17 protein-coding genes and 1 pseudogene are annotated in these 21484 nt (G+C 70.9%); 11 read left to right on the top strand and 7 right to left on the bottom strand.

The genetic code is table 11. The annotated features are described in order from the left end of the window. Positions 1–356: 356 nt before the first annotated feature. The 5 genes from VXC91_RS30025 (at position 357) to rbsD (ending at position 6287) form a co-directional block, all read left to right on the top strand. Positions 357–1427 carry a LacI family DNA-binding transcriptional regulator gene (locus VXC91_RS30025; RefSeq protein ID WP_329510494.1) on the top strand — a complete coding sequence of 357 codons (1071 nt, stop codon included), beginning with the start codon at positions 357–359 and terminating at the stop codon, positions 1425–1427. Next, on the top strand, positions 1424–2953 hold the full coding sequence (locus VXC91_RS30030; RefSeq protein ID WP_329510495.1) for a sugar ABC transporter ATP-binding protein: 1530 nt from the start codon (positions 1424–1426) through the stop codon (positions 2951–2953). The genes VXC91_RS30025 and VXC91_RS30030 overlap by 4 nt, the downstream gene beginning before the upstream one ends. Then, positions 2943–4889: an ABC transporter permease/substrate-binding protein gene (locus VXC91_RS30035; RefSeq protein ID WP_329510496.1), complete on the top strand. Its 1947-nt coding sequence runs from the start codon at positions 2943–2945 to the stop codon at positions 4887–4889. Before VXC91_RS30030 ends, VXC91_RS30035 begins: the two co-directional genes overlap by 11 nt. 112 nt (positions 4890–5001) lie before the next feature. Next, positions 5002–5901, top strand: a complete 900-nt coding sequence (locus VXC91_RS30040; protein WP_329510497.1) for a ribokinase — start codon at positions 5002–5004, stop codon at positions 5899–5901. Further along, entirely contained in the window at positions 5898–6287 is a 390-nt protein-coding gene (gene rbsD / locus VXC91_RS30045; RefSeq protein WP_329510498.1) for a D-ribose pyranase, read from the top strand. The genes VXC91_RS30040 and rbsD overlap by 4 nt, the downstream gene beginning before the upstream one ends. Positions 6288–6677: 390 nt before the next feature. Here the strand turns inward: rbsD and VXC91_RS30050 are convergent, their stop codons facing one another. Then, a complete protein-coding gene (locus VXC91_RS30050; protein WP_329510499.1) occupies positions 6678–7271 on the bottom strand; it encodes an HD domain-containing protein in 594 nt (197 codons plus the stop codon). Between VXC91_RS30050 and VXC91_RS30055 the strand changes: the two are divergent. Beyond that, positions 7232–7426 (top strand): annotated as a pseudogene (locus VXC91_RS30055) (helix-turn-helix domain-containing protein); the annotation flags it as partial. The gene VXC91_RS30050 and the pseudogene VXC91_RS30055 sit on opposite strands and share 40 nt — an antisense overlap. A 268-nt stretch (positions 7427–7694) precedes the next feature. Here VXC91_RS30055 and VXC91_RS30060 read toward each other — a convergent pair. Genes VXC91_RS30060 through VXC91_RS30070 form a run of 3 tightly spaced genes read right to left on the bottom strand, consistent with a single transcriptional unit; the run spans position 7695 to position 10827 of the window. Next, the gene (locus tag VXC91_RS30060; RefSeq protein ID WP_329510500.1) at positions 7695–8531 is read right to left on the bottom strand and encodes a sugar phosphate isomerase/epimerase family protein; all 837 of its coding nucleotides are present in this window, start codon (positions 8529–8531) and stop codon (positions 7695–7697) included. After that, positions 8528–9679: a dihydrodipicolinate synthase family protein gene (locus VXC91_RS30065; protein WP_329510501.1), complete on the bottom strand. Its 1152-nt coding sequence runs from the start codon at positions 9677–9679 to the stop codon at positions 8528–8530. Before VXC91_RS30065 ends, VXC91_RS30060 begins: the two co-directional genes overlap by 4 nt. After that, positions 9676–10827 (bottom strand): Gfo/Idh/MocA family protein, encoded by a 1152-nt coding sequence (locus tag VXC91_RS30070; protein ID WP_329510502.1) that lies wholly within the window; start codon positions 10825–10827, stop codon positions 9676–9678. The genes VXC91_RS30065 and VXC91_RS30070 overlap by 4 nt, the downstream gene beginning before the upstream one ends. 355 nt (positions 10828–11182) lie before the next feature. Between VXC91_RS30070 and VXC91_RS30075 the strand changes: the two genes are divergently transcribed. The 5 genes from VXC91_RS30075 to VXC91_RS30095 all read left to right on the top strand — a co-directional run bounded on the left by VXC91_RS30075 (position 11183) and on the right by VXC91_RS30095 (position 17203). After that, a complete protein-coding gene (locus tag VXC91_RS30075; protein WP_329510503.1) occupies positions 11183–12238 on the top strand; it encodes a LacI family DNA-binding transcriptional regulator in 1056 nt (351 codons plus the stop codon). Positions 12239–12338: 100 nt separating this feature from the next. Beyond that, positions 12339–13274 carry a bifunctional helix-turn-helix transcriptional regulator/GNAT family N-acetyltransferase gene (locus VXC91_RS30080; protein WP_329510504.1) on the top strand — a complete coding sequence of 312 codons (936 nt, stop codon included), beginning with the start codon at positions 12339–12341 and terminating at the stop codon, positions 13272–13274. Between the two features lie 44 nt (positions 13275–13318). After that, the gene (locus VXC91_RS30085; RefSeq protein ID WP_329510505.1) at positions 13319–14119 is read left to right on the top strand and encodes a sugar phosphate isomerase/epimerase family protein; all 801 of its coding nucleotides are present in this window, start codon (positions 13319–13321) and stop codon (positions 14117–14119) included. A gap of 522 nt (positions 14120–14641) precedes the next feature. Beyond that, on the top strand, positions 14642–16477 hold the full coding sequence (locus VXC91_RS30090; RefSeq protein WP_329510506.1) for a glycoside hydrolase family 3 protein: 1836 nt from the start codon (positions 14642–14644) through the stop codon (positions 16475–16477). Between the two features lie 102 nt (positions 16478–16579). Continuing rightward, positions 16580–17203 (top strand): hypothetical protein, encoded by a 624-nt coding sequence (locus VXC91_RS30095; RefSeq protein ID WP_329510507.1) that lies wholly within the window; start codon positions 16580–16582, stop codon positions 17201–17203. Positions 17204–17312: 109 nt separating this feature from the next. On the opposite strand, the gene VXC91_RS30100 is transcribed toward VXC91_RS30095, so the two are convergent. The 3 genes from VXC91_RS30100 to VXC91_RS30110 form a co-directional block, all read right to left on the bottom strand. Continuing rightward, positions 17313–18734, bottom strand: a complete 1422-nt coding sequence (locus VXC91_RS30100) for a S28 family serine protease (protein WP_329510508.1) — start codon at positions 18732–18734, stop codon at positions 17313–17315. 122 nt (positions 18735–18856) lie between these two features. Beyond that, positions 18857–19243: a hypothetical protein gene (locus VXC91_RS30105; protein WP_329510509.1), complete on the bottom strand. Its 387-nt coding sequence runs from the start codon at positions 19241–19243 to the stop codon at positions 18857–18859. 126 nt (positions 19244–19369) lie between these two features. Continuing rightward, the coding region (locus tag VXC91_RS30110; RefSeq protein WP_329510510.1) for an ABC transporter ATP-binding protein at positions 19370–21484 on the bottom strand (2115 nt) is incomplete at its 5' end.

Raw genomic sequence — 21484 nt, forward strand, 5'->3', positions numbered from 1 at the left:
CTGTGGCGAGTTGACCCCTCTGAACGATTCTGAGCTCTCTATGTTCACGTCCAGCCATGACACTCGCAACCGCCTGACGTCACAGCCCTGCCACAGGGAACGAACCATCCGCACACCGTGCGCCCACCCGCGGCGAAGCATCCCGCCCGCCCCGGAGGGCGGCGCCGCACCGCCACAAGACCCCCCGGATCCCGGCGACCTGAGACCTGGGTCACACAGGTCACAATCGGGTCTCGGTGTCACCCACCCCTTGATTCACCTTCATGTAATCGTTTCCAATCCTTCGTGTCGGTCGTGTAAACGATTCCACGACTCGCAAACGACTTAAAAGGACCCACAAGGAGGTGGTCCCGGCGATGGCGAGCATCAAGGATGTCGCCGCCGAGGCGGGCGTATCCGTCGCCACGGTGTCGCGCGTCCTGAACGACCACCCGTCGGTCAGCGCCGACGCGCGCACCCGCGTGCTGGCCGCCGTCGAGGCGCTGGGCTACCGCCCGAACGCCGTCGCCCGGTCCCTGCGCACCGACCAGACCCGCACCCTCGGCCTGGTCATCAGCGACGTACTGAACCCCTACTTCACACATCTGGCCCGCTCCGTGGAGGAGGAGGCCCGCGCGCTCGGCTACAGCGTGATCATCGGCAACGCCGACGAGCGGCCCGACCTCCAGGACCACCATGTGCGGACCCTGCTGGACCGGCGGATCGACGGACTGCTCGTCTCGCCGACCGACGGCGGATCCCCGCTCATGCTGGACGCGGCCCGGTCCGGGACGCCCATGGTCTTCGTCGACCGGTGGATCGCGGGCCTCGACGTACCCGTGGTGCGGTCCGACGGACACGCGGCCGTGCACGACCTCGTCGCGCATCTGCACGGGCTCGGCCACCGTCGGCTCGCGATCATCGCGGGTCCGGCGGCGACCACGACGGGACGTGAGCGCGTCGAGGCCTTCCGCCAGGCCCTGGGCGCGTACGGGCTCGCTCTCCCGGACGTCTACATAGGCCAGGGCGACTTCCAGGCCCAGAGCGGGCGCCGGGCCACCGAGCGGTTCCTGGACCTGGCCGAGCCGCCCGAGGTCGTGTTCGCCGCCGACAACCTGATGGCGCTCGGCGCGCTGGACGCCGTCCGCGCGCGCGGCCTGCGGGTTCCGGACGACATCGCACTCGCCGCGTTCGACGACATCCCGTGGTTCGTGCACACCGATCCGCCGATCACCGCCATAGCCCAGCCCACGGGCGAGTTGGGGCGCGCCGCCGTGCGCGCGCTGGTCGACCGCATCGAGGGACGGCCCCCCGAGTCCGTCACCCTCCCCGCCCGTCTCGTCGCACGCCGCTCGTGCGGCGAGACCGCTCCCCATGAGCCCCAGGTTCTGCAGGAGCCCCCGGCTTCCACGGAGCCGTCCGCCGCAACGAACAGGAGCCAGCCGTGAGCAACCCGGACGAGTTGCTGCGCATCGAAGGCATACGCAAGACCTTCCCCGGCGTGGTCGCCCTCGACGGCGTCGACTTCGACCTGCGCCGGGGCGAGGTGCATGCGCTGCTCGGTGAGAACGGCGCGGGCAAGAGCACCCTCATCAAGATGCTCTCCGGCGCCTACCGCCCCGATGGCGGGCGGATCCTGGCCGGTGGCGAGGAGGTGCGCATCCACGGTGCGCAGGACTCCGAGCGCCTCGGGATCGCCACCATCTACCAGGAGTTCAACCTCGTTCCCGACCTGACCGTCGCCGAGAACATCTTCCTCGGCCGGCAGCCGCGCCGGCTCGGGATGATCGACAGGAAGCGGATGGAGGCCGACGCCGCCCGGCTCCTGGAACGCGTCGGCGTGCAGGTGTCCCCTCGCGCTCGGGTCCGTGAACTCGGCATCGCGCGCCTGCAGATGATCGAGATCGCCAAGGCGCTGAGCCTGAACGCGCGCGTGCTCATCATGGACGAGCCGACGGCCGTGCTCACCTCCGAAGAGGTCGAGAAGCTGTTCGCCATCGTGCGCACGCTGCGCGAGGACGGCGTCGGGATCGTCTTCATCACCCACCATCTCGAGGAGATCGCCGCCCTCGGGGACCGGGTGACCGTGATCCGCGACGGCAAGAGCGTCGGGCAGGTCCCCGCGTCCACACCCGAGGACGAGCTCGTACGTCTCATGGTGGGGCGGTCGATCGGGCAGCAGTACCCGCGCGAACGGCCGGCATCGGGCGCCGCGTTGCTCACCGTCGAGGGACTCACCCGCAACGGCGTCTTCCGCGATGTGTCCTTCGAGGTGCGGGCCGGTGAGGTCGTCGGCATCGCCGGGCTCGTCGGGGCCGGCCGCACGGAGGTCGTGCGGGCCGTGTTCGGTGCCGACCCCTACGACAAGGGGGCCGTGCGCGTCGCGGGGACGGTGGTCCGGCGGCACGACGTGAACGCCGCGATGGATGCCGGCATCGGGCTCGTGCCCGAGGACCGCAAGGGCCAGGGGCTCGTCCTCGACGCGTCCGTCGAGGAGAACCTGGGACTCGTGACCATGCAGGCCGCGACCCACGGCGGTCTGGTCGATCGCAGGGGGCAGCGGGCCGCCGCGGCCAAGGTCGCCGAGCAGCTCGGCGTACGGATGGCCGGACTCGACCAGCACGTGCGCACCTTGTCCGGTGGCAACCAGCAGAAGGTCGTCATCGGCAAGTGGCTGCTCGCGAACACCAAGGTGCTCATCCTCGACGAGCCGACACGCGGCATCGACGTCGGCGCCAAGGTCGAGATCTACCAGCTGATCAACGAACTCACGGCCGCCGGCGCCGCCGTACTGATGATCTCCAGTGATCTGCCCGAGGTGCTCGGCATGAGCGACCGGGTGCTGGTGATGGCCCAGGGCCGGATCGCGGGCGAACTGACCGCCGACGAGGCGACGCAGGACTCCGTCATGGCGCTCGCCGTCTCCACACCCACCACGTCTGTCAACGAAAGGGAGGCCACCCGTGGCCACTGACACGCTCAAGGGCACAGCGGGCGCCGGTGGCGCCGCGGGGGTCCGCCGCCTCCTCCTCGACAACGGTGCGCTCACCGCGCTGATCGTCCTGGTCATCGCGATGTCTGCGCTGTCCGGCGACTTCCTCACGGCGGACAACCTGCTCAACATCGGAGTCCAGGCGGCGGTGACCGCCATCCTCGCCTTCGGCGTCACCTTCGTGATCGTCTCGGCGGGCATCGACCTGTCGGTCGGTTCGGTCGCCGCGCTGTCGGCCACGGTGCTCGCCTGGAGCGCCACCTCTGCCGGGATCCCGGTCGTCATAGCGGTGTTCCTCGCCATCGCGACGGGCCTGGCCTGCGGTCTCGTCAACGGCATCCTGATCTCGTACGGCAAGCTGCCGCCGTTCATCGCGACGCTCGCCATGCTGTCGGTGGGCCGCGGTCTGTCGCTGGTGATCTCGCAGGGTTCCCCGATCGCGTTCCCCGACTCGATCTCGCACCTGGGTGACACCCTCGGCGGCTGGCTGCCCGTGCCGGTGCTGGTCATGGTCGTCATGGGCCTGATCACCGCGTTCGTGCTGGGCCGCACCTACATCGGCCGCTCGATGTACGCGATCGGCGGCAACGAGGAGGCGGCACGCCTGTCCGGACTGCGGGTGAAGAAGCAGAAGCTCACGATCTACGCGCTGTCCGGACTGTTCGCCGCGGCCGCGGGCATCGTGCTCGCCTCGCGCCTTTCGTCGGCGCAGCCGCAGGCCGCCAACGGCTATGAGCTGGATGCGATCGCCGCGGTCGTCATCGGCGGCGCCTCCCTCGCGGGCGGCACGGGCAAGGCCTCGGGCACGCTGATCGGCGCGCTGATCCTCGCGGTGCTGCGCAACGGCCTCAACCTCCTTTCGGTGTCGGCCTTCTGGCAGCAGGTCGTGATCGGTGTCGTGATCGCCCTGGCGGTCCTGCTGGACACGGTGCGGCGGAAGGCGGGGACCACTCCCGTGGCCGCCGGTACCTCTCCGGGCGGCAAGGGCAAGCAGGTGGTGACGTACGTGCTGGCCGCCGTGGTCGCGGCGGCCGTCGTGGGCGGGGTCTCCTTCCTGCACGGCGGCTCGTCCTCGACGACGCAGAAGATCGGTCTGTCGCTCTCCACCCTCAACAACCCCTTCTTCGTGCAGATCAAGTCGGGCGCGCAGGCGGAGGCGAAGAAGCTGGGCGTCGACCTGACCGTCACGGACGCGCAGAACGACGCCTCGCAGCAGGCGAACCAGCTCCAGAACTTCACCAGCGCCGGCCTGGGCTCGATCATCGTGAACCCGGTGGACTCGGATGCCTCGGGTCCCGCGGTGCGGGCCGCGAACAAGGCCGACATCCCCGTCGTGGGCGTCGACCGGGCCGTCAACAAAGCCAAGACGGCCGCGCTGGTCGCCTCCGACAACATCGAGGGCGGCAAGCTCGCCGCGCAGGCGCTCGCCGAGAAGCTGGGCGGCAAGGGCAAGATCATCATCCTGCAGGGCCAGGCGGGTACATCCGCCAGCCGTGAGCGCGGGGCCGGCTTCGCCGAGGGTCTCAAGGCCTACCCGGGCATCCAGGTCCTGGCCAAGCAGCCGGCGGACTTCGACCGCACCAAGGGCCTCGACGTGATGTCGAACCTGCTCCAGGCGCACCCGGACGTCCAGGGCGTCTTCGCCGAGAACGACGAGATGGCGCTCGGCGCGATCAAGGCGCTCGGCTCCAAGGCGGGAACGTCGGTCCAGGTCGTCGGCTTCGACGGCGAGCCCGACGGCCTGAACGCGGTCAAGGCAGGCACGCTGTACGCGTCGGTCGCCCAGCAGCCGACGCAGCTGGGCCGGATCGCGGTCGACAACGCACTGCGGGCCGCCGAGGGCAAGAAGGTCGCCGAGACGGTGAAGGTTCCGGTGAAGGTGGTCACGAAGCAGAACGTGGCCGGGTTCAGCGGCTGACCCCCGCGCCCGTCCGGCGCCTCGGCCGCGGGCCGCGCCTCCAGTGCGGTCCGCGGCCGGGCGCCGGCCTCACCGATGCAGGGATCCACGGGGATCCGTTGGGAGACAGTTCATGTACGACTACGACCTCCTGGTCGTCGGATCGGCCAACGCCGACCTGGTGATCCGGGTCGAGCGACGGCCCGCGGCCGGGGAGACCGTGCTCGGCTCCGACCTGGTCGTCCATCCGGGCGGCAAGGGCGCGAACCAGTCGGTCGCCGCCGCCCGGCTCGGCGCCCGTACGGCGCTGCTGGCCCGCGTCGGCGACGACGGGCACGGCCGGCTGCTGCTGGAGTCTCAGCGCACGGCCGGCGTCGACACGGTGGGGATCCTGGCCGGCGGGGCACCCACCGGTGTCGCGCTGATCACGGTGGACCCGTCGGGGGACAACAGCATCGTGGTCTCGCCGGGGGCCAACGCCCGGCTCTCCCCGGAGGACGTGCGGGCCGCGAGCAGTCTGCTGCATGCCTCCCGGGTGGTCTCGGCCCAGTTGGAGATCCCGCTGGAGACGGTCGTGGAGGTGGTACGGAGTCTGCCGTCCGGCACCCGATTCGTGCTGAACCCCTCGCCGCCGCGGCCGCTGCCCGCCGAGGTGCTCGCGGCGTGCGACCCGCTGATCGTCAACGAGCACGAGGCGCGGGTCATCGCGGGCGCGGAGCTGGACGGATCGCCCGAGGACTGGGCGGCCGCGCTGCTGGCCCTCGGTCCCCGCTCGGTCGTGGTGACGCTGGGCGCTCAGGGCGCGCTGGTGGCGACCGCCGAGGCCATGGCCCGGGTCGCGTCCGTGAAAGTGGACGCGGTGGACACGACGGGCGCGGGCGACGCCTTCACGGCGGCGCTGGCGTGGCGTCTCGGCACGGGCTCGCCCCTGCCGGAGGCGGCGGCTTACGCGGCGCGGGTCGGCGCGGCCGCGGTGACCCGCCCCGGAGCGCAGGAGTCGTTCCCGACCGCCGGGGAGGTCGAGGCCCTGTGAAGAAGGCCGGAATTCTGAACCGTCATCTCGCGGGCGCCCTGGCCGAGTTGGGGCACGGGGACACGGTCCTGGTGTGCGATGCGGGCATGCCCGTCCCGGCAGGACCACGGGTGGTGGATCTGGCGTTCCGCGCGGGGGTGCCCTCCTTCGCCGAGGTCCTCGACGGTCTGCTGGACGAGCTGGTGGTGGAGGGCGCGACGGCGGCGCACGAGGTGAGGGACGCGAACCCCGAGGCGTCGTCCCTGCTGGACGCCCGTTTTCCGGATCTCGCGCTGATACCCCACGAGAAGCTGAAGTGGCTGACGGCGGACGCACGCCTGGTCGTCCGCACGGGCGAGGCCCGGCCGTACGCGAACGTGCTGCTGCGGTGCGGGGTGTTCTTCTGATCGAGGGCCGAGTCCGGAACGATTCGAGGGGGCCCCGTCCTCGACCGGGCCCCCTCGCGTTCCCCCTCCTGTCAGAACCCCGCGATCCCCCCAGATCCCCCTCCGAGAGTTCTGACGCCCTGTACGACAACCAGGGCCGGGGAAGGGTTGCACGGTCTCCGGCGGTTTTCCTTCGGGCGCGGCCGAGGGGCGTCCGGCACATACTCCCGGCCCGCCGATCCGGTCGTCGTCCGGTCACTGGCGAACGGACGGCATCCTCACCTCCGGTCTTCAGCCACCCGGATGATCGTCCTGCCGGTGATGCGCCACTCCGGGGCAAAGGCGGCGGCCGCCTCGGTCAGTGGGCGGACCGCGCCGACCCGCACCACCGGACGGCGGGATTCCTCGCCATCAATTCGGCCAGGGCGCATCGATGACGCGCTCGACCATGGTCTTGCGGCGGAAACCTGGAATGAAGTGTTCCAGTACGTCCGAATTCAAGGTCCCGTAGGTGGTGTCCGGACGGTTCTCGAGCCCGTCGACGAATGCCTGCAGAAATCCCTTCTTGAATTGTCCGCGCGGATGGGCGGAGATGATCTCGTCCACCTGGCCGCCATCCAGCCGGTCCAGTCCCCAGCCGACCACGTCGGTCAGCACGCCGTAGTTCGTGGCGGCCGTCACCGGGTCCATCCGGGCGGGAATCCCGGGCGTCGTGTGCAGCGCGATCGCCGTCCAGACGACCTCGGCCTCGCTCTTCGAGAACCCGCGGTCGAGCAGGAACTTGCGTGCGTGGTCGGCGCCGTCGAGCTCGAAGCGCTGCTCCACGTCGGAGAACGGAGTCGACAGCCCCGTGTCGTGGAACATCGCGGATATGTAGAGCAGCTCGGGATCGGGCTGGAGACCGAGCTCGCGCGCGTGCAGAGAAGCGAAGAAGAAAACACGCCGGGATTGATGGAAGATGAGAACCGGCCCGCTATGTCGAGTCGATCCGGTTCGATATCGCAAAGGCCCTGCTCGACCAGGGGCATACCGCGACACAGGCGGCGTCCCTGGCGGGATTCCCGAGTTACGAGAGTCTCCGACGGGTCTTCGTACGGGAGTTGTCCATCAGTCCCGCTGCGTACCAGCGCCGCTTCAGCACCGCCCGGCGCACCCGGTAGCCGGGAAAGGCACTGGCCCCGCCCCGGGTCAGGGGTGGGGCCGAGAAGTGTCCGGACAGGGCCGGCGCGGGCAACCACTCCGGGCCTGGCGGGCGGCTTGGGCCGCGCGGATCGTGTCCGGGCGCGGTGTCCGGTGCAGCGGCGAACTCGGCGTGCACGACGCACGGGTTCCGGGTGCCCGTCGGCCCGTAGCTCGATCCACGGGCGGCCGTAAGAGGCGGCATCCGACGCGCGCCTGATCACGTGACCACCGGACACGGGACGGCCCTCAGGCCGCGTGCTCCGCGAATCGCCCCACCGTCTCGGCCAGCACCTCTCGCCCGTCCCGCGCCCACAGCACCTCGTTGAAGAGTTCGACCTCGATCGGCCCGGTGTAGGCCGCCGCCTCCACGTATCCCTTCCATTCCCGCAGGTCGATCGACCCGTCGCCGAGCTGACCGCGTCCGTTGAGGACGCCCTCCGGCAGCGGGGTGGTCCAGTCGGCGAGCTGGAAGGCGCAGATGCGGCCGCCGGCGCCCGCACGGGCGATCTGCTCGGGGGCCCTGTCGTCCCACCAGATGTGGTAAGTGTCCACCGTGACCCCCACCTGCCGTGCCGGGAAACGCTCGGCGAGGTCCAGTGCCTGCGCAAGGGTGGAGACCACGCAGCGGTCCGACGCGTACATCGGGTGGAGGGGTTCGATGGCGAGCCGCACACCCCGCTCGGCCGCGTACGGTCCCAGCTCGCCCAGCGCGTCGGCGATCCGTTCCCGTGCCCCGCGCAGATCCCGGGAGCCGGCCGGCAGACCGCCCGACACCAGAACCAGCGTGTCCGTGCCCAGGATGGCCGCCTCGTCGACCGCACGTCGGTTGTCGGCAAGGGCCAGGGCGCGCTCGGCCGGGTCGATCGCGGTGAGGAAGCCGCCGCGGCACAGCGTCGTCACCGTCAGCCCGGAGTCGCGGAACAGCTTCGCCGCGACCTCCACCCCGTACGACTGCACGGGTTCCCGCCACAGACCCGCGTTCCGCACCCCCAACTCCAGGCATGCCTTGACCAGTTCGGGGATGCTCAGCTGCTTCACCGTCATCTGGTTGATGGAGAAGCGCTCCGGTGCCCTGCCGCTCATCCGACCACCCCGTACAGGGACAGCAGCGTCCTCATCCTCGTCTCCGCGCGCTCTGGATCCGGGAACAGGCCGAGGCCGTCGGCGAGTTCGTACGCCGCCACGAAGTGCGGCAGTGAGCGCGCCGACTGCAGGCCGCCCACCATCGTGAAGTGCTCCTGGTGGCCCGCGAGCCAGGCCAGGAAGACCACGCCCGTCTTGTAGAAGCGGGTGGGCGCCTGGAACAGGTGGCGGGACAACTCCACCGTGGGGTCGAGGAGTTCCCGGAAGCCCGCCACATCGCCCGTGTCCAGCACCCGCACCGCCTCGGCCGCCGGCGGACCCAGCGGGTCGAAGACGCCGAGCAGCGCGTGGCTGAAGCCCTTCTCGTCGCCCGCGATCAGCTCGGGGTAGTTGAAATCGTCTCCCGTGTAGCAGCACACACCCCGCGGGAGGCGGCGCCGCAGGTCGATCTCCCGCCGGGCGTCGAGCAGTGAGATCTTCACCCCGTCCACCTTGTCCGGGTGCGCGGAGATGACCTCCAGGAACACCTCCGTGGCCGTGTCGAGGTCGGGCGAACCCCAGTAGCCCGCGAGGACCGGGTCGAACATCGGGCCGAGCCAGTGCAGGATCACGGGGTCCGCAACCTGGCGCAGCAGGTGGCCGTAGAGGTCGAGGTAGTCCTCGGGGCCCTTCGCCGTGGCGGCCAGCGCGCGGGACGCCATGAGGATCGCCTGCGCGCCCGCCCCCTCGACGAGGGCGAGCTGTTCCTCGTAGGCCGTGCGGATCTCCTCCAGGGATCCGGCCACGAGCTGGTCGGTGCCGGCGCCGCAGGCGATGCGGCCGCCGACCGCCTTGGCCTCGGCCGCGGACCGGCGGATCAGTTCCGCCGCGCCCGCCCAGTCCAGTCCCATCCCGCGCTGGGCCGTGTCCATGGCCTCGGCGACGCCCAGTCCGTGCGACCACAGATGGCGGCGGAAAGCCAGCGTCGCGTCCCAGTCGACGGCGGCGGGCCCGTCGGGGGACACGTCCGCGTACGGGTCGGCCACGACGTGTGCGGCGGCGAAGACCGTGCGGGAGGTGAAAGGGGTGCGGGTGGAAAGGGCGAGGGGTGCGCGGCGCGGCTCGTACGTCCTGAGCCGGCCGTCGGCGTCCGGGAGCCGGATGGTCACAGCGAGATCTCCGGCACGTCGATACGGCGGCCCTCGGCGGAGGATTTCAGGCCCAGTTCGGCCAGCTGGACGCCGCGAGCGCCCGCCAGCAGGTCCCAGTGGTAGGGCGCACCGGCGTACACATGCCTGAGGAACAGCTCCCATTGGGCCTTGAAACCGTTGCCGAACTCGGCGTTGTCCGGCACCTCCTGCCACTGGTCGCGGAAGACGTCGGTGGCGGGGATGTCCGGGTTCCAGACCGGCTTGGGGGTGGCGGACCGGTGCTGCACCCGGCACCTGCGCAGTCCGGCGACGGCCGAGCCCTCGGTGCCGTCGACCTGGAACTCGACGAGTTCGTCGCGGTGGACACGCACGGCCCAGGAGGAGTTGATCTGGGCGATCGCGCCGCCTTCCAGTTCGAAGATGCCGTAGGCGGCGTCGTCGGCCGTGGCGTCGTACGGCTTGCCGTCCTCGTCCCGGCGCCGGGGAATATGGGTGGTGACAAGAGCCTGGACGGAGACGACCCGGCCGAACAACTCGTGCAGCACGTAGTCCCAGTGCGGGAACATGTCGACGACGATGCCGCCGCCGTCCTCGGCCCGGTAGTTCCAGGACGGCCGCTGGGCGGGCTGCCAGTCACCCTCGAAGACCCAGTAGCCGAACTCGCCGCGGACGGACAGGATCCGGCCGAAGAAGCCGCCGTCGATCAGCCGCTTCAGCTTCAGTAGCCCGGGCAGGAAGATCTTGTCCTGGACCACGCCGTTCCTGATGCCCTTCTCGTGAGCGAGCCGGGCCAGCTCAAGGGCGCCCTCCAGCCCCGTCGCCGTGGGCTTCTCGGTGTAGATGTGCTTGCCCGCCGCGATCGCCTTCCTGATCGACTCCTCGCGCGCCGCCGTGACCTGGGCGTCGAAGTAGACCTCGACGTCGGGTTCGGCGAGGACCGCGTCCACGTCGGTCGACCAGTGGTCGAGTCCGTGCCGCCGGGCGAGCGCCGCCAGGGCGTGCTCGCGGCGGCCGACGAGGACCGGCTCGGGCCACAGGAGGGTGCCGTCGCCCAGTTCGAGGCCGCCCTGCTCGCGGATGGCCAGGATGGAGCGGACAAGATGCTGCCGGTAACCCATGCGCCCGGTCACACCGTTCATGGCGATGCGCACCGTCTTGCGTGTCACGTCAGTACCTCCGTACACGTACGGCGCCCCGCACACCCATGCGCGAGCGCCACAGCAAGCGCTTTCTGGGCACCACGACGCTAGCCTCTGTCCGACGGGTCGGACAAGACCGTGGACGACGGGACGTACGTGTCCGCGTACGACGCCCCACAAGGCGGCGTGGCGGATACGGCACGGTGCAGTCGGTCGATCCGTCCAACAAGGGGAACCGCGGACCTGTACACGGATGTCCGGAGAGCTGTAGATGGATCTCCGGGAGGGCGTGCGGGGCCGCACGGGGCTCCCCGCCCCCTGAACCACGACGACAACGGCGAGAACCCACGACCACCACGAGACACGCGACCGGAGGACGACGATGACCGTGACCCTGGCGGACGTGGCGGCGCGCGCCCAGGTGTCGCCCGCCACCGTGTCGCGTGTGCTGAACGGCAACTACCCGGTGGCGGCGTCCACCCGGGAGCGGGTGCTGCGCGCGGTGGACGAGCTGGACTACGTCCTCAACGGTCCCGCGAGCGCCCTCGCGGCGGCCACCTCCGACCTGGTCGGCATCCTGGTGAACGACATCGCCGACCCGTTCTTCGGGATCATGGCGAGCGCCATCCAGTCGGAGATCGGGGGCCCCGGTGGACGCGCGGGCGGCGAGCGGCTCGCCGTGGTCTGCAACACCGGCGGATCGCCCGAGCGGGAGCTGACCTATCTGACCCTGCTCCAGCGGCAGCGGGCGGCGGCCGTGGTGCTCACCGGTGGCGCCGTGGAGGACAGCGCGCACGTGGAGGCGGTGGGCTCGAAACTGTGCAAACTCGCGGCGGCGGGGACCCGGCTGGTCCTGTGCGGGCGCCCGCCGGCCCCCGAGGCGATCACGCTGACCTTCGACAACCGCGGCGGTGCGCACCGGCTCACCGAACACCTGATCGCGCTCGGCCACCGGCGGCTCGGGTACATCGCCGGCCCGGTGGAGCGCACGACGACGCGGCACCGGCTGGAGGGACACCGTGCGGCTCTGGCCGCCGCCGGGATCGCGGACGACCCCCGGCTGACCGTGCACGGCCCGTACGACCGGCGCGCCGGCTACGCGGCGACCCTGGAACTGCTGTGCCGTGACCCGTCGTTGACGGCGATCGTGGCGGCGAACGACACGGTGGCGCTCGGAGCCTGTGCGGCACTGCGGGACTCGGGTCTGCGCATCCCCGAGGACGTGTCGGTGGCCGGCTTCGACGACCTCCCGTTCGCGATCGACGCGGTACCTGCGCTGACGACGGTGCGCCTGCCGCTGGCCGAGGCGGGCGCCCGCGCCGGCCGTGTCGCGATGGGCCGCGAGGAAGCGCCGCCGGGCGGGATCGCCACGGTGCGTGGGAAGTTGATGGTCCGGGGGTCGACGGCGGCACCGCGATCCGCCGGGCGAGCCGGCTGACCGAAGAGCCGGCCCCGCACCCATGGACGGCGGCCGGAAGCCGACGTATGCTTCCCCGTACCTCTGACTGAGTCAATCATTCGGACTGCCGGGGCCGACCATGACCGTCCAGGACATCCGCTCGTTCAACCGCTTCTACACGAACGTCATCGGCGCGCTGGACTACGGCCGCCACCTCTACGCCCCCTACACGCTCACGGAGTCCCGTGTGCTGTACGAGCTGGCACACGCACGCCGTACGGACGCGGCCGACCTGCGTGCCGAACTCTCCCTGGACGCGGGATATCTGAGCCGGATCCTCAACAAGTTCGAGCAGGACGGGCTGGTCGAGCGGGCGCCCTCCGAGACCGATCCCCGCCGCCGGCGGATCAGCCTCACCCCGCGTGGCCGGGACACGGCGGCCCTGCTGGAGGAACGGGCACGCGAGACCGTCTCCACGCTGCTCGACACCGTCTCCCCCGCCGACCGGCCGCGCCTCGCGGAGGCGATGCGCACGATCCGTACGGTCCTCGGAGGCGATCGCGCCGCGCGCCCCGAGGATGTGATGCTGCGCGACCCCGTCCCGGGCGAGCTGGGCTGGATCGTGCAGCGCAATGCCGCCGTGTACGCCGCCGAGTACGGCTGGAACGCCGACTACGAGGGGCTGGTGGCAAGGATCGTCGCCGACTTCGCCGAGGACCACGACCCGCACCTGGAGAAGGTGTGGATCGCCGAGAGCGCCGGAGGACGACCGGTGGGATGCGTGATGTGCGTACGCGACGAGGCCCCGGCCACCGCCAGACTGCGGCTGCTGCTCGTCGAACCCGACGCACGCGGCCTCGGCATCGGCGACCGGCTGGTCGAGGCGTGCGTCGACTTCGTGCGCGGCGTCGGCTATCGCGAGCTGGTCCTGTGGACCAACGACGTCCTCGCCGCCGCCCGCCGCATCTACCAGCGCCACGGCTTCGTCCTCGTCGCCGAGAAACCCCACCGCTCCTTCGGCAAGGACCTGGTCGGCCAGGACTGGCGGCTCGACCTGCTCGGCCCGCCGGAGTAAGGACGAGAGGCGGGGTGCGCCGGTGGCGAGTAGGGTCCGTGGGCATGAGGACAGCCTTCTCCACCCTCGGTGTCCCTGGTCTGCCCGTCCCGGACGTGGTCCGGCTCGCGGCCGTGCACGGCTACCACGGTGTGGAGCTGCGTGCGCATCCCGAAGAGCCGGTGCACCCCGGCATCGGCCCGGCCGAGCGGGCCGAGGTGGCCGCCGCGTTCGCGGCGGGCGGCATCGAGATCCTGGGACTCGCGGGATACGCGCGCGTCGCCGCGCCCGGTGACGACGGGCCCGTACTCAGCGAGATCCGCGCACTCCTCGACCTGGCCCGCGACGTGGGCGCCCCCTACATCCGCGTCTTCCCCGGCGGTGGCGCCGAGCAGTCCTCCCCGGAAGCCGACGCCACGGCCGCCCGTCGGCTGGGCACCGCCGCCGAGTACGCAGCCGACGTCGACGTACGCATCCTGCTGGAGACCCACGACTCGCACCCCACCGGTGCGGACGCCATCCGGGTCCTCGGCGCCGTCGGCCACCGTCACGTGGGCGCGCTGTGGGACGTGATGCACACCTGGCTGGGCGGCGAGCAGCCGCACGAGACCTACCCGGCCCTGTCCCCGTACCTCGGCTACGTCCAGGTCAAGGACATCGCGTCCGCCGAGGACAGGACTCCGCTTCCCCTGGGTTCCGGTGTGCTCCCGCTCACCGAATGCGTGGAGGTCCTCTCCCGCCACGACTGGGACGGCTGGCTGTGCTGGGAGTACGAGAAGCGGTGGTACGAGGCGGCGGCGCCGCTGCCGGAACTGCTCGGACCAGGCCGGGAACACCTGGCCCGGTTGCTCGGCGAGTCGGCGTGAGCACCCGGATATTCGCCGGCCGGGTGCGGCAGGGAGCGATCAGCCTCCGCGAGTGACCGCGCCCGCCCGCCCCGCCCTTTTGAACCCACCCGTACGCTCGGACGTCCCCGGTGTTCCGCCGGCTACGGATTCTCCCGCCGCCGATCGTCCGCCGGTGCCCGGGCTCAGGTCATGCCCACCGGAATGCCACAGTCACCCCACATCATCGCCTCGAGATCAGCGGTATCGGCTTCCGGCGACCTGGCCGGAACCGGGAACCCGTCCGTGCACCCGCCCGTCCCACTCGCGAGCTGCCGGATGAGTCTCCGTCTGCGGTGTCGGCCCTCGCTGCTGGCTGCGATCGCCGACCACCCTCTCCACCGCACGCGGCCGGCAGCACGCCGTCATCGGCGCGCCCCCTCCGACAGCGCCGATGACGGCCCCTCACCCGTTGCTGTGCATTCCCTTGACTGGCAGAAACTTCCCGGATATTGGTGGCTACTTGGAAGTTTCCTTCAGTGATCTCCTCCGGAAGGATCGCACGTGCACGACGCCGGCAAAGGAAGCACCCCCACCCCCTCCAGACGGACGGTCCTCGCCGCCACCGCGGGCCTGACCGCGGCCCTCGCCCTCACCCCGGGCACCGGCCACGCCGCCGCACCCGCCGCACTCGCCGACGAGCAGCTCCGGGACCTCATCTCGCGTATGACGCTCGAAGAGAAGGTCGGCCAGCTCTTCGTGATGCGGGTCTACGGCCACTCGGCCACGGACCCGGACCAGGCCGACATCGACGCCAACCTCAAGGAGATCGGCGTACGCACGGCCGCCGAGCTGGTCGCCAAGTACCGCGTCGGCGGCATCATCTACTTCGCCTGGGCGCACAACACCCGCAATCCGCACCAGATCGCGGACCTGTCGAACGGGATCCAGAAGGCGTCCCTCGACCAGCCCCGCGGGCTGCCCGTCCTGATCGCCACGGACCAGGAGCACGGGATAGTGGCGCGCGTGGGCAAGCCCGCCACGTTGTTCCCGGGCGCGATGGCGATGGGAGCGGGCGGCTCCCGCGCCGACGCCCGTACGCTCGGCCGGATCTCCGGCGCCGAGCTGCGCGCCCTCGGCATCCGCCAGGACTACGCGCCCGACGCCGACGTGAACGTCAACCCGGCCAACCCGGTCATCGGCGTACGGTCCTTCGGCGCCGACCCGGACGCGGTGGCCGGCCTAGTCGCAGCCGAGGTGACGGGCTACGGGTCCTCCGGGGTCGCTGCGACCGCAAAGCACTTCCCGGGCCACGGCGACACCGCTGTCGACAGCCACTTCGGGTTCCCGGTCATCACCCACAGCCGGGAGCTGTGGGAGAAACTCGACGCGGTGCCCTTCCGGGCGGCCATCCGCGCGGGAATCGACGCGATCATGACCGCGCACATCATGGTTCCCGCGCTCGACGACTCCGGTGACCCGGCGACGCTCTCGCACCCGATCCTCACCGGCATCCTGCGCGAGGAACTGGGCTTCGACGGGGTCGTGGTCACCGACTCACTGGGCATGGAGGGCGTACGCCAGAAGTACGGCGACGACCGCGTGCCCGTGCTCGCCCTGAAGGCCGGCGTCGACCAGCTGCTCAACCCGCCGTCCCTGGACGTGGCATGGAACGCGGTGCTCCAGGCCGTGCGGAGCGGGGAGCTGACCGAGGCCCGGCTGGACGAGTCACTTCTGCGCGTCCTGCGGCTGAAGGCGAAACTGGGGCTGCTCGACCGGCCGTACGTCACCGACGCCGGCGTCGACGGGACCGTCGGCATCCCGGAGCACCTGCACGCGGCGGACCGCATCGCGGACCGCACCACCACGCTGCTGGTCAACGAGCGACGCGTGCTGCCGCTTTCGCGCCGGACCCATCCGCGGCTGCTGGTGGTCGGCGCCAACCCGGCGTCACCGTCCGGTACCGACGGACCGCCCACCACCGTCCTGGCCGATGCCCTCACCGGTCTCGGTTTCGCTGCGACCGCGCTGTCCACCGGCACCGCGCCCTCGTCGGCGACGATCGAGAAGGCCGTGACGGCGGCGGGGAATGCGGACGCGGTGGTCGTGGGCACCTACAACGTGAGCGCCACGAGCTCCCAGCGGACCCTGGTGAACCGGTTGATCGCCACCGGGAAGCCGGTCGTCGCGATCGCCCTCCGCAACCCGTACGACGTGGCCCAACTGCCCGACACCGAGGCGTTCCTGGCGTCCTACTCCTGGACGGACGTCGAACTGCGCGCGGCCGCCCGGGTGATCGCCGGACGCGTGTCTCCGCACGGAAGGCTGCCGGTTCCGGTCCAACGGGCGGACGATCCGACGCAGGTTCTGTACCCCGTCGGGTACGGGCTGTCGTACTAGAGATACGCCCCGCACCGGACACCTCGTCACCAACTGTCGCAAAACACCCCACATGTCTGGCGTGAGTCGTGACCGCGGGTCACGCTGGACCGGGGGGTCGCGATGCGAGGGACACGAGCGTTGCTGGGCGCGCTGTTGACGGCTGCGCTGACGGCGGCCGGGATCACCGGCTGCCGGACGGCGTCGGAGACGGCGAAGGACCGGCCGAGCACGGGCGCCACGTCCACCCGGCCGATCGGATACGGGGCCGAGTTCCTCGCGGTCGACGAGTGCAGTTCCTTCGGGACGACCAGCTTCACCGAGGTGCCGTGCACCAGCGAACGCGCGGCGGCACGGGTGATAGCACGCTACGACGGCAACCCGTCGCACGGTCCCGCGTGCCCGGCCACCACGGACTTCGTCCTGCACATCAGCGAGTCCAGACCGGCCTCGGACGAGGACGGGGACGGGGCGGTGCCGCAGGGATACGCGTGCATGCGGAACCTGGAGCCGCCCCACCCGGGCGACCCCGGGGGCGGTGGCGGACCGCGCACCATCGTGGGCGACTGCGTGTACGGCGCGGGCAAGGGCCAGGTCCGCGAGACGGCCTGCGACGGCACGGGCGGCCCCCCGCCCGAGTACCAGGTGACATCGGCGGTGGCACGCCGCGCGCAGTGCCCCAAGTCGACGGCGCTCTACGTCCAACTGAGCGGCAGCAGGCCGGTGGGGTGCGCACGGAGGATGTGAGCGAGGGCGGTGACCGCCGTGCGGACTCGGCGGTCACCGCCCTCGTGTCGGCTCGCCGTCGCGGCGCGGGACGGGGAAGGCCCCTGGTCCTCGTCGCGACGGCGACACATCACGGCCTGAGCACCGGTTCGCGCTCCACGTCGCGGCGGTCCAGCCTCGCGTCGTACTTCGCCAGCGGCTTCGCCGACGACGGGTTCTCCTGCACCGTCGTCGACGCGACGCCCGCCCAGTCCAGGATGCGGGCCGTGGCCAGCGCCTTCTGATCGGAAACCAGGCCGGCCACGTTCGCGCCGTGGTTCAGGCCCGGAGCCGTGAAGACGTAGGAGTCACGCGCACCCGCGCCGAGTCGGAAGCGTTCCGCGCCCCACGGGTCGTTCTGGCCGTAGACGAAGAGCATGTGCTGTGCGTGGTGCCTGACCCACGTGTCCACGTCGCGCATCGCCGCCGGCTGGAACTTCATCGGGATGGAGCGGGGTACGAAGTTCCGGGGCGGCTGGTAGCCGTAGCGCACGTACTTCTTCTCGATGTACGGGAAGTGGATCGTCGGCGCTCCCAGCTGCGTGCCCGCCTGGTAGTAGTACGGCGTGTACGGCGCCAGGCCCTGGTCGGTGTAGAAGGAGAAGCCGGAGATCGCGTCGACGGAGTTCCAGATCTCGTCGTCCGTCGCATGCTTCGCATCCGCCGGGATCGTGTCGCAGTCCGACAAAAGGCTGTACTGCCAGAAGCCCCACACGTAGTCGAGGACGACCGCCTCGTAGGCCCGGTCGAGGCTGCCGATCGTGGTGAACGTGTAGCCGTTGTCCGACGCGTATTGCTGGTACGTCTTCTCCAGTGACTCCCGGCGCACCAGCGCCTCGCGCTGTACCGCCTGGAGCCGGTCCCGGCACTCCTTGGTGCCGACCGTCGCGAAGAAGCGGTCGTAGGCGGAGTCCTCGTCGTTCACGACGTCGTTCGGGGCGACGTACGCCACGATGCCGTCCATGTCGCGGGGGTGGAAGCGCTCGTAGTACGTCGCCGTCATACCGCCCTTTGAGCCGCCCGTCGCAAGCCAGCGCCGGCTGTAGATCGGCTTGAGCGCCTCGTAGATGCGGTGCTGGTCGCTCGCCGCCTGCCAGATGTCGAGTGTCGACCAGTCGGCGGGCTGCGGGCGGGAGGGGGTGAAGAAGCGGTACTCCATGGAGACCTGGTTGCCGTCCACGATCTGGGTCGGCTCACGGCGGCTCGGGGTCGTGGAGACGTTGTATCCACCGGTGTAGAAGACGGTCGGCCGGGAGACGTCCTTGTGCAGCACGGTGATCCGCTGCTGGAACGTGCCCTGGGACGGGTGCCGGTGGTCCACCGGTTGGGTGTAGTTGAGGACGAAGAAGCGGTACCCGGGGTACGGCTTCTCCTCGATCAGGCTCATGCCCGGGATGGCGAGCAATCGGTCCTTGATGTCCGTGTCGGCCGTGGCGGCGGTGGCCGCCCCGGCAGTACTCAGCGCGCCGACGAGTATCACGAGCGCCAGCAGCCATCTGAGCGCCTTGCGCATGCACCCTCCCCTGTGAACGCGGATGTCCGCCGGAACCTAGCGGAGCAACTGGTCTCACACCAGGGGAGGTCGGGAAAACCCGTGAATTCGCGAAGAAGGACCCGGCCGCGTTCGGCGATCCGTCAGCACAGGATCCAGCCCGAACTGACCGACCCGGTCCCCACCGAACCGCGCAACCACACGCACCGGTGACCGGCGTGCACGGTCACGGGGCCGGCGTGATGGGTGTACCGGCCGACGTCGGCGGCGGGACGGAGACCGCGCGCCTGCACGCTGACCGACATCGGCTTGCGGCCGGACACCGTCTTCGGCACGGTCACCGCGCACACATAACCGTCGTGCCGGTAGACCCGCACCGAGCCGGTGGAGAACGGGAGCGTACGGACCTTCCGCCCGGAACAGGACTCGGCCGCCTGAGCGCTGCCCGGGCTCGCCACCGCGAGCAGACCGGAGGCCGTCAGCACGGCCATACCGAGCGCCAGGCGCCGCCGTATCGCACCACTGTCCACCGTTGTCCTCCCCGTGACCATCAACGTACTGATGTACGGACGCCTGACGTAGTCAGGATGGTTGCGTTCGGCGGGGACAGGGTGTGGACAGCGCGTCGGTGGCCGTGCTCGGCCGCCGGCTCCCGCTCACGCCGTGGAGCCGACGGACTCCTCCGGCTCAGGCTCTCCGACGAACGTGCGCCACAGCTCCGCGTACCGCCCGCCGCGCGCCAGCAGTTCGCCGTGGGTACCGTCCTCGGCGACCCGGCCGTGGTCCATCACCACCACCCGGTCCGCGCGGGCGGCCGTGGTCAGCCGGTGGGCGACCACGAGCGTCGTACGGCGGCCGGCGAGACGATCCGTCGCGCGGTTGACCTGCGCCTCCGTTGCCAGATCGAGCGCGGCGGTCGCCTCGTCGAGCAGCAGGACGTCCGGGTCGACCAGCTCCGCGCGGGCCAGGGCGATCAACTGCCGCTGCCCGGCCGACAGATTGCGTCCGCGCTCGGCCACCTCGTGCAGATAGCCGCCCTCCAGCGTGGCGATCATCTCGTGCGCGCCGACCGCCCTCGCCGCGGCCTCCACCTCGGCGTCGGTGGCGTCCGGGCGCCCGTAGGCGACGGCGTCCCGCACGGTCCCCTCGAAGAGGTACGCCTCCTGCGGGACAACACCGAGCCGGTGCCGGTACGAGGACAGGTCCAGCGACTGCAGATCGCTGCCGTCGACCAGCACCCGGCCGCGCGTGGGGTCGTAGAACCGGGCGACGAGCTTCACCAGGGTCGACTTGCCGGCTCCCGTCTCGCCGACGAAGGCGACGGTCTGCCCGGCGGGGATGGTCAGGTCGATCCCGCTGAGCGCCTCCTCGTCGTCGCCGTAGGCGAAGTCGACGCCCTCGAAGGCGATGTCGCCGCGCAGCGACCGCACCTCGACGGGCTCGGCGGCGGCCTTCGTCGTGGTCGGCTCCCGGAGCAGCTCCTGGATGCGGCCGAGGGAGACCGTGGCCTGCTGGTAGCCGTCGAAGACCTGGGACAGCTGCTGCACCGGCGCGAAGAACAGGTCGATGTAGAGGAGATACGCGACCAGGGCGCCCGTCGTCAGGGTCCCGGCGTCCACCCGGTGCGCGCCCACCATCAGCACGGCCGCCGCGGCCACCGAGGACAGCAGCTGCACGAAGGGGAAGTACACGGAGATCAGCCACTGGCCGCGGATACGCGCGCTGCGGTAGCTGTCGCTGCCCTCCGTGTAGTGCCGCGCGCCGTCCCGCTCGCGCCGGAAGGCCTGCAGGATCCGCAGCCCGGACACCGACTCCTGAAGATCGGCGTTGACCGCCGACACCCGCTCGCGGGCGAGTTCGTACGCCTTCACGCTCGCCCGGCGGAAGAAGACGGTGGCCACGATCAGCGGGGGCAGCGTGGCGAAGACGACGAGCGCGAGCTGCACGTCGAGCACGAGCAGCGCGACCATGATGCCGAAGAAGGTGACGACGGAGACACAGGCGGTGACCAGGCCCGTCTGCAGGAACGTCGACAGCGCGTCCACGTCGGTCGTCATCCGGGTCATGATCCGGCCCGTCAGCTCCCGCTCGTAGTAGTCGAGTCCGAGCCGCTGGAGCTGGGCGAAGATCTTCAGCCGGAGCGAATAGAGGACACGTTCACCGGTCCGTCCGGTCATCCGGGTCTCGCCGGACTGAGCCACCCATTGGACGAGGACGGCGACCAGCGCGAGCAGGGACGCGGTCCAGACCGCGCCGAGGGCCATCCGGGAGACGCCCTGGTCGATGCCGTGCCGGATCAGGATCGGCAGCAGCAGACCCGTGCCCGCGTCGACCGCGACGAGGGCGAGGCTGACCAGGAGGGGCATGCCGAAGCCGCGCAACAGCCGGGTGAGGCCGTACGAGTCCTCGGGCCGGACCGCCTGTGCCTCGTCGATGCCGGGGGTGTCGGTGGCCGGAGGAAGCTTCTCGACCTGGGCGAGGAGTTCGGGGGTCGCCGGGGACGCGGCCAGCGCGTGGTCCTTCGGTTCGCGGTCGCCGCTCCACAGGTGCGGGGTGACACCGCGCTCGGTGTCGAACTCGGGGTCCAGCTCCTCCCTTCCCCACTCGTGGATGGGCTCGAGCGGGGGGACCCCCAGGGTCGTGTCCTCCTGCGGGGCCGCGGGCAACGCATGGCCCGGGGAGACACCGCCGAGTTCGTCCGGGTCGGTCAGCAGCCGCCGGTAGAGGGCGGACCGCTCCTGGAGCTCCTCGTGCGTGCCGATATCGGCGAG

Source organism: Streptomyces chiangmaiensis (assembly GCF_036281785.1).
GTDB classification, from domain to species: domain Bacteria; phylum Actinomycetota; class Actinomycetes; order Streptomycetales; family Streptomycetaceae; genus Streptomyces; species Streptomyces chiangmaiensis.